Raw genomic sequence first — 17963 nt, forward strand, 5'->3', positions numbered from 1 at the left:
GCAAGGCCGGTTAGGCTGACGGACAGCGGCAAGGTGGCCGCTGGCAACAGGGAGCAACCGGTGATCGGAGACGGCGCACGCACCTCGCGCAGCTTTGCGATCATCCTGATCGTGCATCTCGCCGTGCTCGTGCTCTGGCAGGTCTCGGTCGATGCCTTCCACGTGCCGAAATTCATCCTGCCCTCCCCGCTGGCGACGGTGCAGACGCTGGGCACCGCGAACTATGCCTGGGGCGCCAACACGCTGGTCACCGCCATCGAGATCCTCGGCGGCTTCGCGCTCGGCGCGTTCGTCGGCGTCGCGCTGGCGGTGATTTTCAGCTGGGCACCGCTGCTGAGCCTCGTGCTGCTGCCGCTGTTCGTGACGATGAACATGATCCCGAAGGTCGCGCTCGGCCCGCTCTTCATCGTCTGGTTCTCCTACGGCATCGTGCCGAACATCTTGATCGCCTTCAGCATCTGCTTCTTCCCGATCCTGCTGACCACCGCGCGCGGCCTGCGCGAGGTCGAGCCTGACCTGCTCGACCTCGTCAAATCGCTGCGCGGCTCGCGCTGGACGCTGTTCCGCAAGATCCAGTTGCCGGGATCGCTGCCTTACGTGTTCTCCGGCATGAAGGTCGGCGCCATCCTCGCGGTGGCCGGCGCCATCGTCGGCGAGTTCATCGCCTCCGAGCGCGGGCTCGGCTATCTCATGATCCAGGTTCAGTCGTCGCTCGACACGCCCGCGATGGTGATGGCCGTCGTGCTGCTGACCCTGCTCGGCGTCGCTCTCTACGGCCTGGTCCTCGCCCTCGAACGCATGTTCGTGGTCGGCGATGCCAGGCAGAACTAACGACAAGGACCGATCCATGCTGCTCACCCGCCAGACGCTGCCGAAGACGATCCCGGATATCGCAGCCCTCGACGATCTTCTGTGCCGGCCGACCCAGGCGCTGATCGACGACCTCAAGAAGGTCGAGGGCGACATCATGATCCTCGGCGTCGCCGGCAAGATGGGACCGACGCTGGCGGGGCTCGCGAAAGCCGCCGTACCCGATCGCCGCGTCATCGGCGTCGCGCGATTCAGTGACCCCAGCGTCAAGGACTGGCTGCAGGCGCGCGGCGTCGAGACGATCAATTGCGACCTGATGGACGAGACAGCGATTCAAGCGCTGCCTAAGGCGCCCAACATCGTCTTCATGGCCGGCCGCAAGTTCGGCGCCGAGGGCGACCTGTCGCTGACCTGGGCGATGAACGCGCATGTCCCGGCGCTGGTCGCACAGGCCTTCCCGATGTCGCGCATCGTGGCGTTCTCGACCGGCTGCATCTATCCCTTCGTCCCCGTCGACGGCAAAGGCGCGACCGAGGACATGGCGCCGAACCCGCCCGGCGAATACGCCCAGTCCTGCGTCGGCCGCGAGCGCATGTTCGAGTATTTTTCGCGCAAGTTTTCGACGCCGGGTCGCCTGTTCCGGCTCAATTACGCGATCGACATGCGTTATGGTGTGCTGCACGACATCGCGACAAAGGTCCTCACGGGCACCCCGATCGACGTCAGTCTCGGCCACGTCAATTTCATCTGGCAGGGCGATGCGTCCGCGCAGGCGCTGCGGTGCCTTGCGCATTGCACCGCGCCGACCTCGCCGATCAATGTCAGCGGCCACGAGATCTTGGCGGTGCGAGATCTCGCAGCAAAATTCGGCGCGCGCTTCGGCCGCGCGCCGGTGCTGACAGGCAAGGAAGAGCCGACGGCCTGGCTGACCGACACGTCCAGGGCCGTCGAGTTGTTCGGCCTGCCGGTGGTCGACACCGAGCAGTTGATCGCCTGGACCGCGGACTGGGTCTCGCGTTCCATGCCAAGCCTTGGCAAGCCCACCAAATACGAGGTGCGCGATGGACGCTACTGACGGTCCGCCCATCCTCAAGCTCGCCGTCGACGACGCGATCGCCGGGCTGGTGCTGTCGACGGAAGCGCACTGGAACCAGACCGAGGAGGACTGGCGAATCTTCCTGCACGAGGGCGTGGTGTTCGGTATTCGCGACGGCCTACGGCTGGTCGCGACCGCGGCGCTGCTGCCCTATTCCGGCAACAACGCCTGGATCAGCATGGTGCTGGTATCGGGCACGCATCGCCGCCGCGGCCTCGCCACCCGTCTCGTCGATGCCTGCCTGGAAACCGCGCGCAAGAACGGGCTGACGAGCTGGCTCGACGCGACGCCCGACGGCGCCGCCGTCTACGGCCCGCTCGGCTTCACGCCGACGCTGCAATTGCGCCGGCTGAAGCTGGTGAAATCCGGGCGAGCCGAAGCCCCACCGCCTTCATCGGCGACCATCGATGCGCTGCGAGCGCGCGACCGGCGCGCCACCGGTTTCGACCGCACCGCGCTCCTCGCCGCCATCGCCCTGCGCTCCGGCTCGCGCATCGTCGCCGCGCATGGCGCCATAGCGCTGGTTCGCGACGGCCGAACCGCGCGCCATATCGGGCCGTTGTTTGCCAACAATGCCGCGCCGGCGCTGGCCCTGGTTCATGCGATCACGCGCTCCGAGACCGGCCCGATTCTGATCGATGCCGTTGCGTCGCAAGCCGCATTCCTGGACGGATTGACCGCCTCGGGCTGGACCATCGAGCGGCCGTTCCAGCGCATGCGGTTCGGCCCCGCCACCACCGCTGCCAAGGATACGCCATTCGCCGTCGCCGGCCCTGAATTCGGATAGGACATCATGCACCACAGCCAGATCAACAGCGACGTCCGCAAGCTGATCGCCGACGGCACCGTGCTGCCGGCGCACCCCCTCGCGCTCACGGCGGAGCGCCAGCTCGACAAGAAGCATCAGCGTGCGCTGACGCGCTACTACATCGACGCCGGCTCGGGCGGCCTTGCGGTCGGCGTGCACACCACGCAGTTCGCGATCCGTGACGTCGGTCTCTATCGCCCGGTGCTCGAACTCGCCGCCGAGACCGCAGCCAACTGGACCAGGCGACCGCTGGCGATGGTCGCAGGGCTCGCCGGTCCAACAAGCCAGGCAACGGCTGAGGCCCGCACCGCGCGCGATATCGGCTATCACGCAGGGCTCCTCAGCCTCGCCGCGATGAAGAGCGCCTCCGAGGACGAGATCATTGCGCATTGCACGGCGGTCGCCGCCGAGATCCCGCTGGTCGGCTTCTATCTCCAGCCGGCCGTCGGCGGGGTCATCCTGTCGAGCCGGTTCTGGCAGCGCTTCGCCGCGATCGACAATGTGATCGCGATCAAGATCGCGCCGTTCAACCGCTACCGCACGCTCGATGTGCTGCGCGGCGTCGCAGCCGCCGGTGCGCTCGACCGCGTCGCGCTCTACACCGGCAACGACGACCACATCCTGCTCGACCTTATGCTGCCGTTCGATCTGCGCGACAACGGCATCACCACGCGCACCTACTTCAAAGGCGGTCTGCTCGGCCATTGGTCGGTATGGACCGCGAGCGCCATCAAACAGTTCGAGCGCTGCAAGGCGGCGCGGCACAAGGAGACAGTGCTAGCCGATCTGCTCGCGCTCGATGCCCGCGTCACCGACTGCAACAGCGCCTTCTTCGACGTCGCCAACAATTTTCACGGCTGCATCGCCGGTTGCCACGAAGTGCTGCGGCGTCAGGGCCTGATGCAGGGCCTGTGGTGCCTCGACCCGAACGAGGGCCTCAGCCCCGGCCAGAAGCAGGAGATCGACCGCGTCTATCGCGAGCACGCCGACCTCGGCGACGACGCCTTCGTCGCCTCCAATCTGGACAAATGGCTGGCATGAGCGCCGAGCCCTTCATCAGCCTGAGCGGCGTCCGAAAGGTCTATCGCAGCGGCGGCGCCGAGTTCCTGGCGGTGTCCGACGTCACGATGGACGTGCAGGAAGGTGAGCTCGTCTCGCTGGTCGGCCCCTCCGGCTGCGGCAAGACCACGGTGATGAAGATCTTGGCCGGCCTGCACGGCGCCGACGGCGGCACCGTCAGAATTGGCAATGCCAAAAGCCCGTTCGATCCGACCCGCGACATCGGCATGGTGTTCCAGCAGGCGCTGCTGCTGAAGTGGCGCACCATCCTGGACAACGTGCTGTTGCCGGCCGAGATCGTTGGCCTGCCGATCAAGGCCGCGCGCGAGCGGGCGCGCGATCTGCTCAACCTGGTCGGGCTCGCCGGCTACGAGCAGAAATATCCGCAGCAGCTATCCGGCGGCATGCAGCAGCGCACTGCGATCGCGCGGGCCTTCATTCACGATCCAAAACTGATCCTGATGGACGAGCCGTTCGGTGCGCTGGACGCCTTGACGCGCGAGCAGATGAATCTGGAGATGCTGCGGATCTGGCGCGAGAGCGGCAAGACCATCATCTTCGTCACGCACTCGATCCAGGAAGCCGTGTTCCTGTCCTCGCATTGCGCCGTGTTGACGGCGGGCCCGGCGAAGATGGCCGACTACTTCCCGATCGACCTGCCCTTCCCGCGCGACCTGCCGCTCAAGACGACCGACGCGTTCGGCGCCTATGCGCGGCGGATCTATGCGAAGCTGGGGCTGGGCGCGGCTTGAGTCCGTAGCCCGGATGGAGCGAAGCGTAATCCGGGGCGGTGCCGTTGACATGCGAGATCCCGGATTTCGCTGCGCTCCATCCGGGCTACGGAAGCGGGGCGCGGCGTAACCACCGCGCCCCCTTCACACTCAGGTCTTGTTACGCATCTTGCTGAGCAGATAGTTGTCGTAGAAGTTTTCCGCGATCTGCGTGTAGAACAGCAGCTCCTTCATATAGGCGTCGTGGCTCTCCTTGGTGCGCTTGAACAGGTCGCTCTTGGCGGCGAGCTCGTTCAGATGCTCCTGGGTCGCGTTGTAGCAGGCTTCCAGCACCGGCTGCGGGAACGCCTTCAGCTCCGCGCCGTTGGCGATCAGGCGCTTCAGCGCCGCCGGATTCACGCTGTCGTATTTCTCCAGCATCCAGGCGCCGGCCGCCGAGGCGGCCTGATTGACGATCGCCTGGTACTGCTTCGGCAAGCTCGCCCACTTCTCGTCATTGACGATCATGTGCAGCATCGCGCCGCCTTCCCACCAGCCGGGGAAGTAATAGTACTTGGCGACCTTCTGGAAACCGAGCTTCTCGTCGTCATAGGGACCGACGAACTCAGCGGCGTCGATCGAGCCCTTCTCCAGCGCCGCATAGACGTCGCCGCCGGCGAGCTGCTGCGGCACGATGCCGAGTCTGGCCAGCACATGACCGCCCATGCCGGCGATGCGGAATTTGAGCCCCTTGAGATCGTCGACGGTCTTGATCTCCTTGCGGAACCAGCCGCCCATCTGGGTGCCGGAATTGCCGCAGAGGATGGCGTGCGTCTTGAACGGCTTCAGCGCCTCGTTGGTTAGGTCGGCGCCGCCGCCGAAATACCACCAGGATTCCTGGTGGCGATGGTTCATGCCGAACGGCGCGCCGGTGGCGTAGGCCAGCGCCGGCTCCTTGCCGATGTAGAAATACAGCGGCGTCTGCGCCATCTCGACGGACGCGACGCTGACGGCATCGAGCGCCTGGAGGCCGGGGACGAGCTCGCCGGCCGCAAAGGTCTGGATCTGGAATTTGTTGTCGGTGGCTTCCGCAACGTATTTCGCAAAGGTCTGCGCCGTGCCGTAGATGGTGTCGAGCGACTTGGGGAAGCTCGAGGTCAGACGCCATTTGATCTCGGGCGCGCCTTGCGCAATCGCAGGTGCAGCAACCAGCGTCGTCGCGCCGGCGACCGCGCCGCCCTTGAGGAATGTACGGCGTTTCATGTTGGGGTCTCTCCCTGGAAGTAAGTTTCAAACATATCGGCGTCTGGCGACGGTCTTCGCGGACCGTTTGCCCGTTCCTATAGCGGAGTTCAAGCTGGGAGCGGAAGGCCTGCCGGCGTCCATAGCCCGGATGGAGCGCAGCGCAATCCGGGCTACGAGAGCGCGTTGAAAGGCCGCTCAGAGCAGCTTCGCGCTCACGAACAGCGCGCGCACGGCGTTGGTCGCCTGCACCGCGAGCATGGCGTTGCCGGCGGCGCCTTCGAGCGCCGCGACCGCCTCTTCATGGAGCGAGCGGAATTCCATCCACTCGACCGATTTGAAGTTGGTGAGGAATTGATAGGCCTGGCCGACGGTCGCAATCGCCAGCGTGTCGCCGTTCAGCTTGATCTTGAACGTCGTACGCAGCGGGGTCTCGGAACTCTGGGGATCACTCATGGGTTGCTTCTGGACGAGGTCGGCTTAACGAAGGGGAAACGGCAGCCCCGCCGTCCAGCAAATATCAGGAGTCGGTGCTCGCGCGCTGCGCGGCTATCGCCGATCCACTCAGGCTCGGCACCACGACCAGGCGGTTGAACTCACCATTGTCCCAGGCCTTGAGGAAACGATCATAGTCCTTGATCGAGACGCAGCCGTTGGAGTCGCCACGCGGTCCGAGCATGTAGCTGTGGGTGAGCAGCCCGACGCGGCCAAGCGCGCTGGTACCCTCGGTCGGCGTCAGGCGCAGCGCGCGGATGCCGTGGAACAGCTTTTCACGCGGCTTCAGATCGTAGGTCGCGGGCGGGGTCGCGCCGACCATTCGCTGGTCGACATGATTGGGGTCGTCCATCAACGCGCCCATGCCCGAATGGGCTTCCAGCGCGACGCCGCTCGGCAGGTAAAGCGCCTTGGCCTTGATGTCATAGACCGCCGTGCGTGAATCGTAGCCGAGCGCGGCGAGATCAGGCGCCCTGCTGAGCAGGCCGTCGCCGGGCGTCAGCGAGGCCAGCTTGATCTTGTCGGTGAACTTCTCGAAGAAGTTGCGGTTGTCGACCCGGGGATTGGTCTCGGCATAGGCCTGGCTCGAGGCGATCTGGGACGCGAGGTCTGCCTGGGTCGGGCGCGAGCGCGGCATCGGGATGGCGTCGGCGCGCTGCGACGGCCTGGTCTCGTCAACCACGTGCCGGTCGTCATCGGTCAGGGTCGAGCCGGTCAGGGTCGAGCGCCAGTCGTCGCCCTGGAGTTTTTGGGCCAGCATCGCCTTGGCGTCGCGCAGCTTGAGCTGGACCACGCTCACCGCGGAGCGCTCCAGCGTCCGCAGGCCGAAGTCACGGGCCGGCGGGCTGCTGGATACCGAAGCGAAACGGTCGTCAAACGAAGGGCCATTGGCCGGAGGCAGTGCGGTGGCCGGAGGCAGTGAGGCAGTGACCAGCGGCGCCGAATCGCCCATGTCCGCGACCCAGGCGGCAGCTCCCAGTGCCAGCGCGACGGCTGCCAAGGACAGCAGTATCGTCTCCGCTCGCCCAATACGGCGGCGCGACAACAGCCTTTCGGCGCTTGCGCGGTCGGAAACCATCAGATCCCCAAATCGACCCCCGGAGGGCCCAACCCCCGTCCGGAGACTCTATACCAGCCATCGCATTGGGAGCCAAAACTTAGGCATAATCGCGGCCGGCAAGCCCCCCTTGAGGTATCCAATGACCGATCCTTTCGACCTAGAGCGCTTTGTCAGGGCCCAGGACCCGGTTTTTCGCGACGTCCAGGGGGAGCTGGCCCGGGGCCGGAAACAGACTCACTGGATGTGGTTCGTCTTCCCGCAGATCGCCGGCCTCGGCTTCAGCACCATGTCGCAGCGCTACGCAATCGGCTCGCGCGCGGAAGCCAGAGCCTACCTCGCCCACCCCGTACTCGGTCCGCGACTCATTGAATGCACCACGCTCGTGCTTGCCGTCGGGGGACGAACCATCAACGCGATCCTCGGCGCGCCCGATGACGCCAAATTCCGCTCGTCGATGACGTTGTTCGGCGCGGTCTCCGACGAACCCGTCTTCGACCAGGCGCTCGCCCGATATTTCGCAGGCGAGCGCGACGGTGCCACGCTGGAGATGCTCGCCAGGCTCGATCGGCCGGCGCGCTAGCGCGACCTACGCCTAGACGAATGGACGCATGCAGGCGGGGCATGGCGGCCGGCAGCGTAAACTCCGGATTAACACCGGCTGCCTATCGTTTGCGCAGAATAATTTTCTTCCCCGCGCCAATTGCCGGACAGATCATGAAAATCGGTACGCTGCTGACCACCGCCATCGTCTCGCTCTCGACCGTCGGCGGCGGCCTCGCCGTCTACGTCGCCGTGACGAAGTACCAGACGATGGACAGGATCGCCGAAGCGCAGGGACGACTCGCGATCGTCCGCGCCGCCAGCGACATCCCGCGCTACCTCAATCCCGAGCGCGGCTTTGCCACCAACATCCTCTACGGGCCCGCGACGGTCGATCCGGCGCAGCTCACCGAGCACGACAAGCTGCGCAAGCAGACCGACGGCGCCCGCGACAGGATGAACGCGCTGCGCAAGGAGCTGCCCGGCCCGTTCGACGACGGCGCCACCATCGGCAGCAACATCGACGCGATCAATTCGAAATTCACCGCGCTCCGCGAGGCCATCGACAAGGCGATCGCAGGACCTGCGGATGCCCGCAAGGACGCGGCCAAAAAGGTCGTCGCCGACAATGCCGTGCTCAATGCCGGCGTCACCGCGCTGCTCAACGAGCAGGTCCGCCGTATCGCAATCCTGAACGGCGACGCCTATCGCCAGTCCAACTACGCCAACATCGCCATGACGCTGCGCGACGTCGGCGGCCTCAATTCCAGCGTGCACAAGAACCTTGTCGGCGCGAAGAAAGTGGCCAACGACGCCGAGAAGGCCGACATGGCCCGCATGCAGGGCCGCAACGACCAGATCGTGATGTCGCTGATGGAATTGCGTGGCAATGCGGCAACTCCGGCTAACGTCGCCGCGGCGCTGGAGACAATGAACTCGAACTATGTCGAGGAATTCGGCCGCGAGATGAAGCTCGTCAAGGACGGCGCCGTCAGCGGCAAATACGAGCACGATGTCGAGACCTTCTACGTGGCGTCCCAGAAGGGCCTCGGGTCCATCATCGGCGTCCGCGACGCCTTCTACGACAATGCCGAGCAGATCCTCGCCGGCGCTTCCTCCGCCGCGCGCACCAGCTTCACCATCGCCCTCGCTGGCCTCCTCGCCGTGCTGATCGCCAGCGCGGGCCTGATCGTGATGGTCCGCCGCCGCGTCTGTGCCCCGATCGTCAGCCTGACGACGCGGATGTCCCGCCTTGCCGACGGCGACGTTGCGGACGAGATCCCCGGCGCCGAGCGTTCCGACGAGATCGGGGCGATGGCCTCCGCCGTCCAGGTGTTCAAGGACAACATGATCCGGGCCGACCGGCTCGCAGCCGAGAAGCAGGCCGAGAACGACGGCAAGATGCGCCGCGCCCAGGCGCTCGACGGGCTCACCCGTGCATTCGAGGCCAAGGTCACCGAGCTCGTCGGCGGCCTCTCCCGCGCCTCCTCCACTATGGAAAGCACGGCGCAGTCGATGACCTCGACGGCGGCCCAGACCAACAGCCAGGCCGCGGTCGTCGCCGCCGCCTCGCAGCAGACCTCGACCAACGTGCAGACGGTCGCGAGCGCGACCGAAGAGCTGACCTCCTCGATCTCCGAGATCGGCCGTCAGGTGGCACAAAGCACCGAGATCGCGGCGCGCGCCGTCGACAACGCCCGCCGCACCGGCGACACCGCGCGCGCGCTCGCCGAGGGTGCCCAGAAGATCGGCGACGTCGTCACGCTGATCCAGAGCATCGCCGAGCAGACCAATCTGCTGGCGCTCAACGCGACCATCGAAGCCGCCCGCGCCGGCGACGCCGGCCGCGGCTTTGCGGTCGTCGCATCCGAAGTGAAATCGCTGGCGGGCCAGACCGCCAAGGCCACCACCGAAATCTCCGAGCAGATCACCGCGATCCAGTCCGCAAGCGACGAGACCGTGAACGCGATCCGCAACGTCGCCGACGTCATCGCCGAGATCGACCAGATCGGCACCGCGATTGCCGCTGCGATCGAGGAACAGGGTTCGGCGACCCGGGAGATCTCCCGCAGCGTGCAGGAAGCCGCGCGCGGCACCCAGGAGGTCAACAGCAACATATCGGGCGTGCAGCGCGCCGCCGACGACACCGGTGCGGCCGCAAGAGAAGTGCTGGGCGCGGCCGAGCAGCTCTCGACCCAGTCGCGCGATCTCGCCGGCCAGTTCGACCGCTTCCTCGGCGAGGTCAGGGCCGCCTAAGAGCGGCCGGCGGCATCAGGCCGCTCTTGTCACGATCCGCCTGCGTCCCAGGTCAATGAATGGCACTTCGACGAAGCGACACATCAGCCAGGCCGCCGGCGTCGTGATCAGCAACGCTGCCAGGAACAGGACCGCTGCGCGGATGACCGGATCCAGCTCGACCGGCAGCAGACGAGTCGCGATCGCAAGCCCGATCATGTGCAGCAGATAGAAGCTGTACGATATTCGTCCAAAGAACCGGGCGATATCGAGATCCAGCGGCCGCAGTGCGACGAGCTTGCCGGGGCTGAAGGCGGCAAGCCAAATCAGAACGGACGCGCAGAGCGTTTCAAACGCGATCGTTACGGCGGTCTGCTTGCGAACCGCCACTATGACCAGGACAACAAGAGCGATGGCTGCGATCGTCGCTGCCCAAGGTGGTTGCGATCCCCTGGTCAGCGTGGTCCGGCTTGATTGTACGAGCAAGCCAACGACGAACGCGTAGAGCGGCGCAAGATTGGTGAAGCCGCCCAGCAAGTGAACATAGGGTCCCCAGAACGCAATTGCGAAGAGAAAGGTGACCAGGAGCCACACCGGGGTCGTGCCATGACGCCTCAGCAGAGCGTGGGATATCAGGATCACCGGAACTGCGACGCACTCCACGGTCAGGGACCACATCACGCCGTTGATGTCGCTCTTGATGAGGAGCGCATTGAGGACGACGTTGAACGGGTCGAACGAGGGCAGAAAGCCGATATAGAAGCCGAAGGTTTGATAGGCTAGCGTCAGCAGGAGCACCGTCGCGACAGCGGCAGGGAGCAGCCTGAACAGGCGATGACGCACGAAGGTGACCGGATCGGGATCTCGATCCAGCGATCGCGCGAGAAGGAAGCCGCTGAGCACGAAGAAGACGACGACCGGCGCCATTCCGGTCGCGACCATGTCCCAAGACAGCATGCAGGCGTGAAACGCAAGCACCGACAGGGCCGCATAGCCACGCATGGCCTCAAGTCGCGGCAGAAACGCCGAATTCTCACGCAATTCCATTGGGCTGAATGGTTGGCGCGGCAGATCGCTGACGGCAACCGTCCCCCTGCGCGGAACAGCATACGGCATCAGTACGGCGGCGCCTTGCGCGTCCGCTGCGCCTTGGCGGCCTCGATCCACCACAGCAGGTCGTCGGCAAAGCGCGGGAACGAGCGCTCCAGTGCCTTGCCGCCCTCGCCGATCGGCTCGCTCTCGGCCGACAGCGTCTGCGCGATCGGTCCGACGCCGATGGTGCTCGACACCACGACCATGCCCATCTCCGACAGCGTGCCATGCCAGGCGGTCGAGGCGCGTGCGCCGGACAGTCGGCCGGCGGAGTAGCTCACGATCGCGGCCGGGCGCCAGAACCACTCTTCCAGGAAGTGATCGGTGAGGTTCTTCAATCCCGGCTGGATGCCCCAATTGTATTCGCCGGTGACGAAGACAAAACCGTCGGCGCCGCGGATCTGCCCCGCCAGCTTCTCGAGCGCCTCGGGTGCTGCCCCCTTGGGATATTCCTTGTACATGCGATCGAGCATCGGCAGGCCGATCGCCTTGGCGTCGATGAACTCGACCTCCTCGCCGCGCTGGCGCAGGCGATCGATGACGAAATTCGCAAGGCGGACGCCCATGCGGTCGGAACGGTAGGAGCCGTAGAGGACGAGGATGCGATTGCTCATGGCCGGGACGCTAGCACGAAACGGCGGTACGGCCTCAACCGATTTGCCGCGCTACCGTTGTCGTCCGAGCTCCAGCGTTTGCGACGGCGTCTCGCCGAACTGGTCGCGATAGCTTCTGGAGAAGTCGCTGAGATGCCAGAAGCCGAACGCCAGTGCGACGGCCTTGACGCTGTCGGCACCGGCGAGCAGGCGCTGACGCACCAGCCACAACCGGCGCAGGCGCAAATAGCGATGCAGGCTCATGCCGCGATAGCGGCGGACGACGTCGTGCAGGGTGCGGACGGACAGGTTGAGCTTGCGCGCAATCTCCTCGCTGTAGATCGGCTGCGAGAGGTCGTCGGACAGAAGCGCGCGGATCTCCCGGAAGATCCTGAAATTGCGTTCGTCATTGGGACGCAGGGTCCATCGCGCGGCAACGACGCTTTCGAATGCGTCGTCGACGGCGCCAAGCAGGGACTCCTTCATGGCTGCAGCCTTCAGCGGCACGTCCGCGGCTCCGATCGGCTCCGCCGCAGCAGCTAGCACCTCCCGGACCAGGCTGCGCAGCCGGTTCAGGCTCGCGGCCGTCGTTTCAAATATCTTGAAGCTGGATGTCGCGTGCGGCCAGCCACGATCCGTCACCTCCGGCCTGAACACCACCGAGGCAATTTGCCGCTGCACCTCCTCGATGGTGGTGTAGGCGGCGCCGCCGCTGCCGATGACGATGACCGGTAGTGCCCGCTGCGAGCCGTTGAAGCGGATGGGCACGTTGAGCTCATCCATCGTGAATCCGATGGCGGTGCAATTCTCGACGAGCTGCGCGTCGACGACGCGGGGAAACGCCCGCGTGAAATTCACGTCGCAACCGGGCAGCGACAGGATGGTCTGCTCGGCCGAAATCCTCCGTACGAAGGGCGTGAACTCGAAATTCAGGCCTCGTATGGCATTCCGAAATTCGTCGACGTCGGAGAAGCGAAATACCCTGGGCGCAATACTGTTCATGGCAATGTGAAACGTCGCGTCGTAACCAACGCGCGTCCGGCGGCGATGCCGGTCCGAGTTTCCCCCTTTCGGTTGTCCCGTTCGACCGAAAGAATCATCCTAATTCGTCTCGTTCAATTGGCGAGGGTCCCGTTCAAAGGACAAGTCGCCGCATCGAGCCTCGCCGAATTTCGATAGCGTTTCCAGCGCCGCCAACGGTGCGCTGATACCCCGTCGATCAAGCTCTAAATTTCAAATTAACGCATGTCAGGCGGAATGAAGGTCATTGGATAGTCGCGATTTTTTTGAGTCAGGCCCCTGCCATGATGGCAAATTTGCCTGCTGATATTCTGGTTGAGCTGGAACAGGCGGTCGCTACGTGCCCGCCGGACCGCTGTGCACGCATCCTATCCGGCATTGTGCAGTTGCTCACCGGTAGCCGCGACCGGCCTCAGGAATTGCTCGCCGGCGTGGTTGACGGCGTTCTGCTGCGATTGACGGAACGCGTCGAGGCCAAGTCGCTCGTCCAACTCAGCACGGCGCTTGCCGAGCTTAAGGTGGCCCCGCCCGAGACATTGCAGCGCCTTGCCTCACACGACGACCCGGACGTGGCCTGTCCAGTCCTCCTCAAATCGCAGGCAGTCTCCGCCACCGATCTCGCGACGATCGCGGCCTCGTGCGGCGAGCGGCATCAACGCGCGATCGCCGCGCGCAACTCGATCGAGCCTGAAGTGGCCGAGGCGCTGATCAAGCGCGGCGGCCCGATCTGCCTTGCGCTGATCAAGAACCCTGGAACCCAATTCTCCGAGGCAGCTTACGCCGCGCTGATCGCCAGGGCCGATCCGGACGGCGAGATTGCAAAGGCGCTGGTGCTGCGGCCCGGCACGCCCGACCTGGTCGTCCGGAAACTGCTCTCCGTGTCACCTGCCCCGAAGGCGCCGGCCAAGGCCAACGCATCCGCCATTCCACCCGCACGACAAGCCGCGCCGGTTCCGCCCAAGCTGCCCTGCCCGGCCGACTATGCGAGCGCGAGGCCGGAGATCGTCGCCCTCAGCCGAGTCGGCAAGCTCAACGATTCCACCGTCAACCGCTTCACGATCCGCGGCGAGACGGCCAATCTGTTCACGGCGCTCTCGGTGCTCTCCGGCGCGCCGATCGAGATCGTGGAGCATGTCATGACCGATGACGATTGCGAGGGCCTCGTCATGGCCTGCCGGGCCGCACGGCTGAACTGGGCCACCACGCTTGCGATCCTGAGCAACCGCAGCGGCTCACGGCTCTCCTTCGTCGAACGCGAACGGGCGCAGCAGATTTTCGAAACGCTTCTCTTGTCGACCAGCCAATGGACAGTGCGCTGGGGGGAAATTGCAGCGAGTGCCAACCCAAGCGATGCGGGACATCGCGGCACAAAAATGGGGGTTAGCCGATGAGGTTCGACGGTCGAAAGGCGCTTCGCGTACGGATGGATCACAAGCAGGCCGTCAATCTGATGGGCTCCGACGGCACCTGGCGACGCACTTGCTTCCTGCTCGACGTGTCGCAAAGTGGCGCCAAGATCGAGGTCGAAGGGACGCTCGACGTGCTCCAGGCCAAGGAATTCTTCATGCTGCTGTCATCGACGGGTCTTGCCTACCGGCGGTGCGAACTGGTGTGGATCGACGGCACCATGGCCGGCGTTCACTTCATCACCGCAGACGGCAAGAAGAAGCCGGCGAGCGCAAAGGCGGCCGCCGCGCCAAACTCCACGCCGAGCAAATAGGCTCCAGAATTCATCGAGCTCATTCAATGTCATCATAGTCCGGTCCGCCGTGCAGAGTGCCCGAACCATATCCAGCCCCGTCAAAAGCGACGGCGGCATCCGAACGACGGAAGCGGTTCGCCCGTTTGTGCATGTGCTGGCCGATTCGTCCGACAAACTGGCGGGGGTCTGCTCGGCCCTCGAACGGCAATTTACCGTCGCCGGCGAACGACTCGATGCGGAAGCCAGGCTGTCACAAGTGCCATTCGCGGTCGTCGTTCGCGCGGAGCTGCGTGACGTCGGCACCATCGCGGCCATCAAGAAGCGCGCCGGCAAGCTGGCGAAAGCCACGAAGCGCATCTTCCTCGTCGAGCACTCGTCCCACGTCGGCATCTCGCAGGCCTACGCACTCGGCGCCACCCTCGTTCTTCCCGGGGCGCTCAACAAGAGCAAGCTGCTGGCAGCGCTGGCTGACCCGGCCGAGCTGGCCTCTGCTGGCTCAAGGGACGCAGCCCATCCGGACAATGCCGTCGAAGCCGCGGCGACCGCCATCGCTTCGATGTTCACGGCCGTCACGCTCGGCGAGCCCCTCGACGTCGACGGCACGAAGGAAGCGGGCCGCAGGATCGCCGACCGCATCACCGAGCACGGCCTGTCCGAATGGCTTGCCACGGTGCGGCGTCACCATGAGGGAACCTACCAGCATTGCCTGCTCGTGACCGGCGTGGCGATCGACTTCGGACTGAGCCTCGGTGTCGGGCGAACCGATCTCGAGCGGCTGTATTCCGCAGCCATGTTCCACGACATCGGCAAGGCGCAGATTCCGCTTGCGATCCTCGACAAGCCCGGCCGCCTCGACACTGACGAACGCGCCATGATCGAGAAGCATCCGGCGGCGGGTTACGAGTTTCTGAAGGATCACGAGAAAATCTCGCCCGAGATTCTCGACGCCGTGCGGCATCATCACGAATATCTCGACGGGAGCGGTTATCCCGACGCGCTGTGCGGCGAGAGCATCAACGACGTCGTCCGCATCCTGACGATCTCGGACATCTTCGCCGCGCTGATCGAACACCGGCACTACAAGCCGACGATGCCGCGCACCGAGGCCTACAACATTCTTTGCGGGATGACCGGAAAGCTGGAGAAGGCCCTCGTAACCTCGTTCAAGGAGGTTGCGCTCACGCGATGACCGCGCAGGCTGGGCGATCCCGCAGCGAGGACCTCGTCACGAACCGCGCTTAGTGCGTGGCCCGGTATTTGGCGCGGTGCGGAATCGACCGGGAGGCCAGTCCTTCCGCAAGCAGCTTCATGTCCTCGCGTCTGCCACTCCGGATCAGCTTGCCGAGCTCATCGGGTGTGAAGGGAAGATTTGGATCATCATCAATCGGATACCGCGGTCGCGGACCGAAGAACCGTCGAACCAGGCTAGCCAGCCGCCGCATGTCGATTCCCTCGCGCCAGCAACAAACCTTTCACTCCGCGTATTGTTCCTCCCGCGCGATCGAGATTGCAAGAGGCCACCAACGGCTCAGCATCAAAAAAATTGACGAGAGAATAATCTCCTCTCCTCCACCTCAGCCGGCTCTCCGCGTTAGTCGGCTCGCAGCGTCAGCCGGCTCTGCGCATCAGTGACTTCCCGTACTAGTCGGCAAAGCCGACATAACGCACGAAATCGTCGTTGCCCTCGCGATCGGAGCGAACGGCGTTCGCGGCGAAGCTGTCGTCAGGATACCCCATCGCCACACATGTCATGATGACCTCGTCTTCCGGAATCCTCGCGACCTCGCGCACGATGTCGGAGCGCATGATGCCCTGCCCGTTGATCACCGAACCGAGACCGCGGTCCCAGGCCGCGAGCACGATGCCGTAGCAGAGCGCGCCGAGATCGAAATGGCAGACCGCGCCGGGATCCAGCACGCGGTCATAGGTCAGCACCAGCGAGACCGGCGCGTCGAACTGGCGGAAGCCACGCAGCACCCAGTCCTGCCGCATCGGCTTGTCGTCGCGCGCGATCCCCATCGCGCCGAACAGCTTCTTGGCGATGTCGACCTGCCGGGTGCGATGAATGCCCTGGTATTCGCCGTGGCTGATGATGTCGCGCTTGACCTTGGCGCCGCCGACCATCTCCTCCATGTTGCGGCGGCGCAGCTCTTCAAGCGGAGGGCCTGTGAGCACATGGACATGCCAGGGCTGGGTGTTCATCGACGACGGCGCACGCTTGGCGCTCCCGATGATCGCCTCGATCACCGCGCGGGATACCTGCTGCTGCTTGAAACCGCGCACGCTGCGGCGCGACTGGACCAGCGTTTCGAATTCCAACTCTTGACCTCCCTGACCGTTCATTCCGCGGCATTGCAATTGTAACGCGTAACCGGTTGCCGATGCGGTACGCCAAATCTATGCTACCCCGCAAGCAAGACCAAGAACCCAGCGAGGACCTGCAAATGCCCGCACCGCTCGATCCCGTCATCGCCCAGATCATCCCGCTGCTGCCGCTGCGCGATCCCACCACGATGACGCCACAGAGCGCCCGCGATGCCTTGCGCGCACTGGCTGCCTCGCGTGCGGATGTGCCGCCGCCCCCCGTCGAAACGGTGCAGGATATCAAGGTGAAAGGCGGCGCCGGGCCGCTCGATGCACGTGTCTATCGCGTCGGCCCCAATCCTGCGCCAACCGTGGTCTTCTTCCACGGCGGCGGCTGGGTCGCGGGCGATCTCGAAACCCACGACCGGCAGGCGCGCAATCTCGCGATCGAGACCGGTGCGGTCGTCGTCTCCGTCGATTATCGGCGCCCGCCGGAAACGCGTTTTCCCGGCGCCTTCGAGGACGCGTTCGCTGCCGCAAGTGACATCTTCAACCGCGTCGCGGAATTTGGCGGCGATGCAAAGCGTCTCGGCGTTGCCGGCGACAGCGCCGGCGGCAATCTCGCAGCCGCCACCGCGATCGCCTGCCGCGACGCCGGCATCAAGCTGGCCGCACAATTGCTGGTCTATCCCGTGACCGACGTCGTCGGGGGCTACGCGGATGCGCGCGAGAACGCGCCCTATCCGTCACGCACCGAGAATGCCGACGGCTATTTTCTGACACGCGCGACGATGGAATGGTTTTGCGGCCACTATCTCGCCGATCCCAAGGATGCCGCCGACTGGCGGGTCTCGCCGCTCCGCGCCGCTTCGCTCAAAGGGCTCGCGCCCGCGATCGTGACCACCGCATGGTTCGATCCGTTGCGCGACGAAGGCGCGGCCTATGCACGGGCGCTGGAGGCCGCCGGCGTCCGCGTCAAGCACCATGAGGGCCCCGGCCTGATCCACGGCTATTTCGGCCTTGGCGATGCTTCCGCGGCCGCGAAGGCCGAGGCGCAACGCGCACGGGCCGATTTCAAGACACTGCTCGCGCGCGGAATCTGAACCGCAGATGAATGGAAAAATCCGCGACATCGGTCGTGGCGCGCATCGATCCTGCTTGATTGCGCCACGATTCGCGGCTCCAATCCGCTCGGTA

Annotated in this window: 18 protein-coding genes; 11 read left to right on the forward strand and 7 right to left on the reverse strand. The window is 65.1% G+C overall.

The genetic code is table 11. The features are described from left to right. Positions 1-60 precede the first annotated feature (60 nt). The 5 genes from AB7290_RS23805 to AB7290_RS23825 are packed head-to-tail and all read left to right on the forward strand — an operon-like array spanning position 61 to position 4525. The gene (locus AB7290_RS23805; protein ID WP_085399224.1) at positions 61-831 is read left to right on the forward strand and encodes an ABC transporter permease; all 771 of its coding nucleotides are present in this window, start codon (positions 61-63) and stop codon (positions 829-831) included. Positions 832-847: 16 nt separating this feature from the next. Next, positions 848-1885 (forward strand): NAD-dependent epimerase/dehydratase family protein, encoded by a 1038-nt coding sequence (locus AB7290_RS23810; protein WP_354115132.1) that lies wholly within the window; start codon positions 848-850, stop codon positions 1883-1885. Continuing rightward, on the forward strand, positions 1872-2693 hold the full coding sequence (locus tag AB7290_RS23815) for a GNAT family N-acetyltransferase (protein WP_085399202.1): 822 nt from the start codon (positions 1872-1874) through the stop codon (positions 2691-2693). The genes AB7290_RS23810 and AB7290_RS23815 overlap by 14 nt, the downstream gene beginning before the upstream one ends. A 6-nt stretch (positions 2694-2699) precedes the next feature. Beyond that, on the forward strand, positions 2700-3755 hold the full coding sequence (locus tag AB7290_RS23820; protein ID WP_085399203.1) for a dihydrodipicolinate synthase family protein: 1056 nt from the start codon (positions 2700-2702) through the stop codon (positions 3753-3755). Then, a complete protein-coding gene (locus AB7290_RS23825) occupies positions 3743-4525 on the forward strand; it encodes an ABC transporter ATP-binding protein (protein ID WP_085399204.1) in 783 nt (260 codons plus the stop codon). Before AB7290_RS23820 ends, AB7290_RS23825 begins: the two co-directional genes overlap by 13 nt. Positions 4526-4654: 129 nt before the next feature. Here AB7290_RS23825 and AB7290_RS23830 read toward each other — a convergent pair whose 3' ends face one another. The 3 genes from AB7290_RS23830 to AB7290_RS23840 form a co-directional block, all read right to left on the reverse strand. Further along, complete coding sequence (locus AB7290_RS23830; RefSeq protein ID WP_028151794.1) at positions 4655-5746, reverse strand: TRAP transporter substrate-binding protein; 1092 nt, start codon at positions 5744-5746, stop codon at positions 4655-4657. Positions 5747-5923: 177 nt separating this feature from the next. After that, positions 5924-6181 carry a hypothetical protein gene (locus tag AB7290_RS23835; protein ID WP_071914482.1) on the reverse strand — a complete coding sequence of 86 codons (258 nt, stop codon included), beginning with the start codon at positions 6179-6181 and terminating at the stop codon, positions 5924-5926. Positions 6182-6245: 64 nt separating this feature from the next. Then, on the reverse strand, positions 6246-7229 hold the full coding sequence (locus AB7290_RS23840; protein ID WP_085399225.1) for a DUF2778 domain-containing protein: 984 nt from the start codon (positions 7227-7229) through the stop codon (positions 6246-6248). 190 nt (positions 7230-7419) lie between these two features. On the opposite strand from AB7290_RS23840, the gene AB7290_RS23845 reads away from it, so the two are divergent. Continuing rightward, positions 7420-7860 carry a DUF1810 domain-containing protein gene (locus AB7290_RS23845; protein WP_085399205.1) on the forward strand — a complete coding sequence of 147 codons (441 nt, stop codon included), beginning with the start codon at positions 7420-7422 and terminating at the stop codon, positions 7858-7860. A gap of 134 nt (positions 7861-7994) precedes the next feature. Beyond that, the gene (locus AB7290_RS23850) at positions 7995-10076 is read left to right on the forward strand and encodes a methyl-accepting chemotaxis protein (protein ID WP_085399206.1); all 2082 of its coding nucleotides are present in this window, start codon (positions 7995-7997) and stop codon (positions 10074-10076) included. A gap of 15 nt (positions 10077-10091) precedes the next feature. Here the strand turns inward: AB7290_RS23850 and AB7290_RS23855 are convergent, their stop codons facing one another. Genes AB7290_RS23855 through AB7290_RS23865 form a run of 3 tightly spaced genes read right to left on the reverse strand, consistent with a single transcriptional unit; the run spans position 10092 to position 12742 of the window. Further along, a complete protein-coding gene (locus AB7290_RS23855) occupies positions 10092-11222 on the reverse strand; it encodes an acyltransferase family protein (RefSeq protein ID WP_085399207.1) in 1131 nt (376 codons plus the stop codon). Further along, positions 11171-11761 (reverse strand): NADPH-dependent FMN reductase, encoded by a 591-nt coding sequence (locus AB7290_RS23860; RefSeq protein ID WP_085399208.1) that lies wholly within the window; start codon positions 11759-11761, stop codon positions 11171-11173. Before AB7290_RS23860 ends, AB7290_RS23855 begins: the two co-directional genes overlap by 52 nt. 51 nt (positions 11762-11812) lie before the next feature. Further along, complete coding sequence (locus tag AB7290_RS23865) at positions 11813-12742, reverse strand: AraC family transcriptional regulator (RefSeq protein WP_085399209.1); 930 nt, start codon at positions 12740-12742, stop codon at positions 11813-11815. A gap of 302 nt (positions 12743-13044) precedes the next feature. On the opposite strand from AB7290_RS23865, the gene AB7290_RS23870 reads away from it, so the two are divergent. Genes AB7290_RS23870 through AB7290_RS23880 form a run of 3 tightly spaced genes read left to right on the forward strand, consistent with a single transcriptional unit; the run spans position 13045 to position 15651 of the window. Beyond that, on the forward strand, positions 13045-14151 hold the full coding sequence (locus tag AB7290_RS23870) for a DUF2336 domain-containing protein (RefSeq protein ID WP_085399210.1): 1107 nt from the start codon (positions 13045-13047) through the stop codon (positions 14149-14151). Next, positions 14148-14480: a PilZ domain-containing protein gene (locus AB7290_RS23875; RefSeq protein ID WP_085399211.1), complete on the forward strand. Its 333-nt coding sequence runs from the start codon at positions 14148-14150 to the stop codon at positions 14478-14480. The genes AB7290_RS23870 and AB7290_RS23875 overlap by 4 nt, the downstream gene beginning before the upstream one ends. Positions 14481-14529: 49 nt before the next feature. Further along, a complete protein-coding gene (locus tag AB7290_RS23880; RefSeq protein WP_085399212.1) occupies positions 14530-15651 on the forward strand; it encodes an HD-GYP domain-containing protein in 1122 nt (373 codons plus the stop codon). Positions 15652-16103: 452 nt separating this feature from the next. On the opposite strand, the gene AB7290_RS23885 is transcribed toward AB7290_RS23880, so the two are convergent. Then, entirely contained in the window at positions 16104-16781 is a 678-nt protein-coding gene (locus tag AB7290_RS23885) for a nitroreductase (RefSeq protein ID WP_071914501.1), read from the reverse strand. Between the two features lie 125 nt (positions 16782-16906). Between AB7290_RS23885 and AB7290_RS23890 the strand changes: the two genes are divergently transcribed. Continuing rightward, positions 16907-17869 (forward strand): alpha/beta hydrolase, encoded by a 963-nt coding sequence (locus AB7290_RS23890; protein ID WP_071914503.1) that lies wholly within the window; start codon positions 16907-16909, stop codon positions 17867-17869. Positions 17870-17963 lie beyond the last annotated feature (94 nt).

Origin of the sequence: Bradyrhizobium sp. 613_E4_N2_2 (assembly GCF_052075995.1) — a bacterium.
Classification (GTDB): Bacteria; Pseudomonadota; Alphaproteobacteria; order Rhizobiales; family Xanthobacteraceae; genus Bradyrhizobium; species Bradyrhizobium barranii.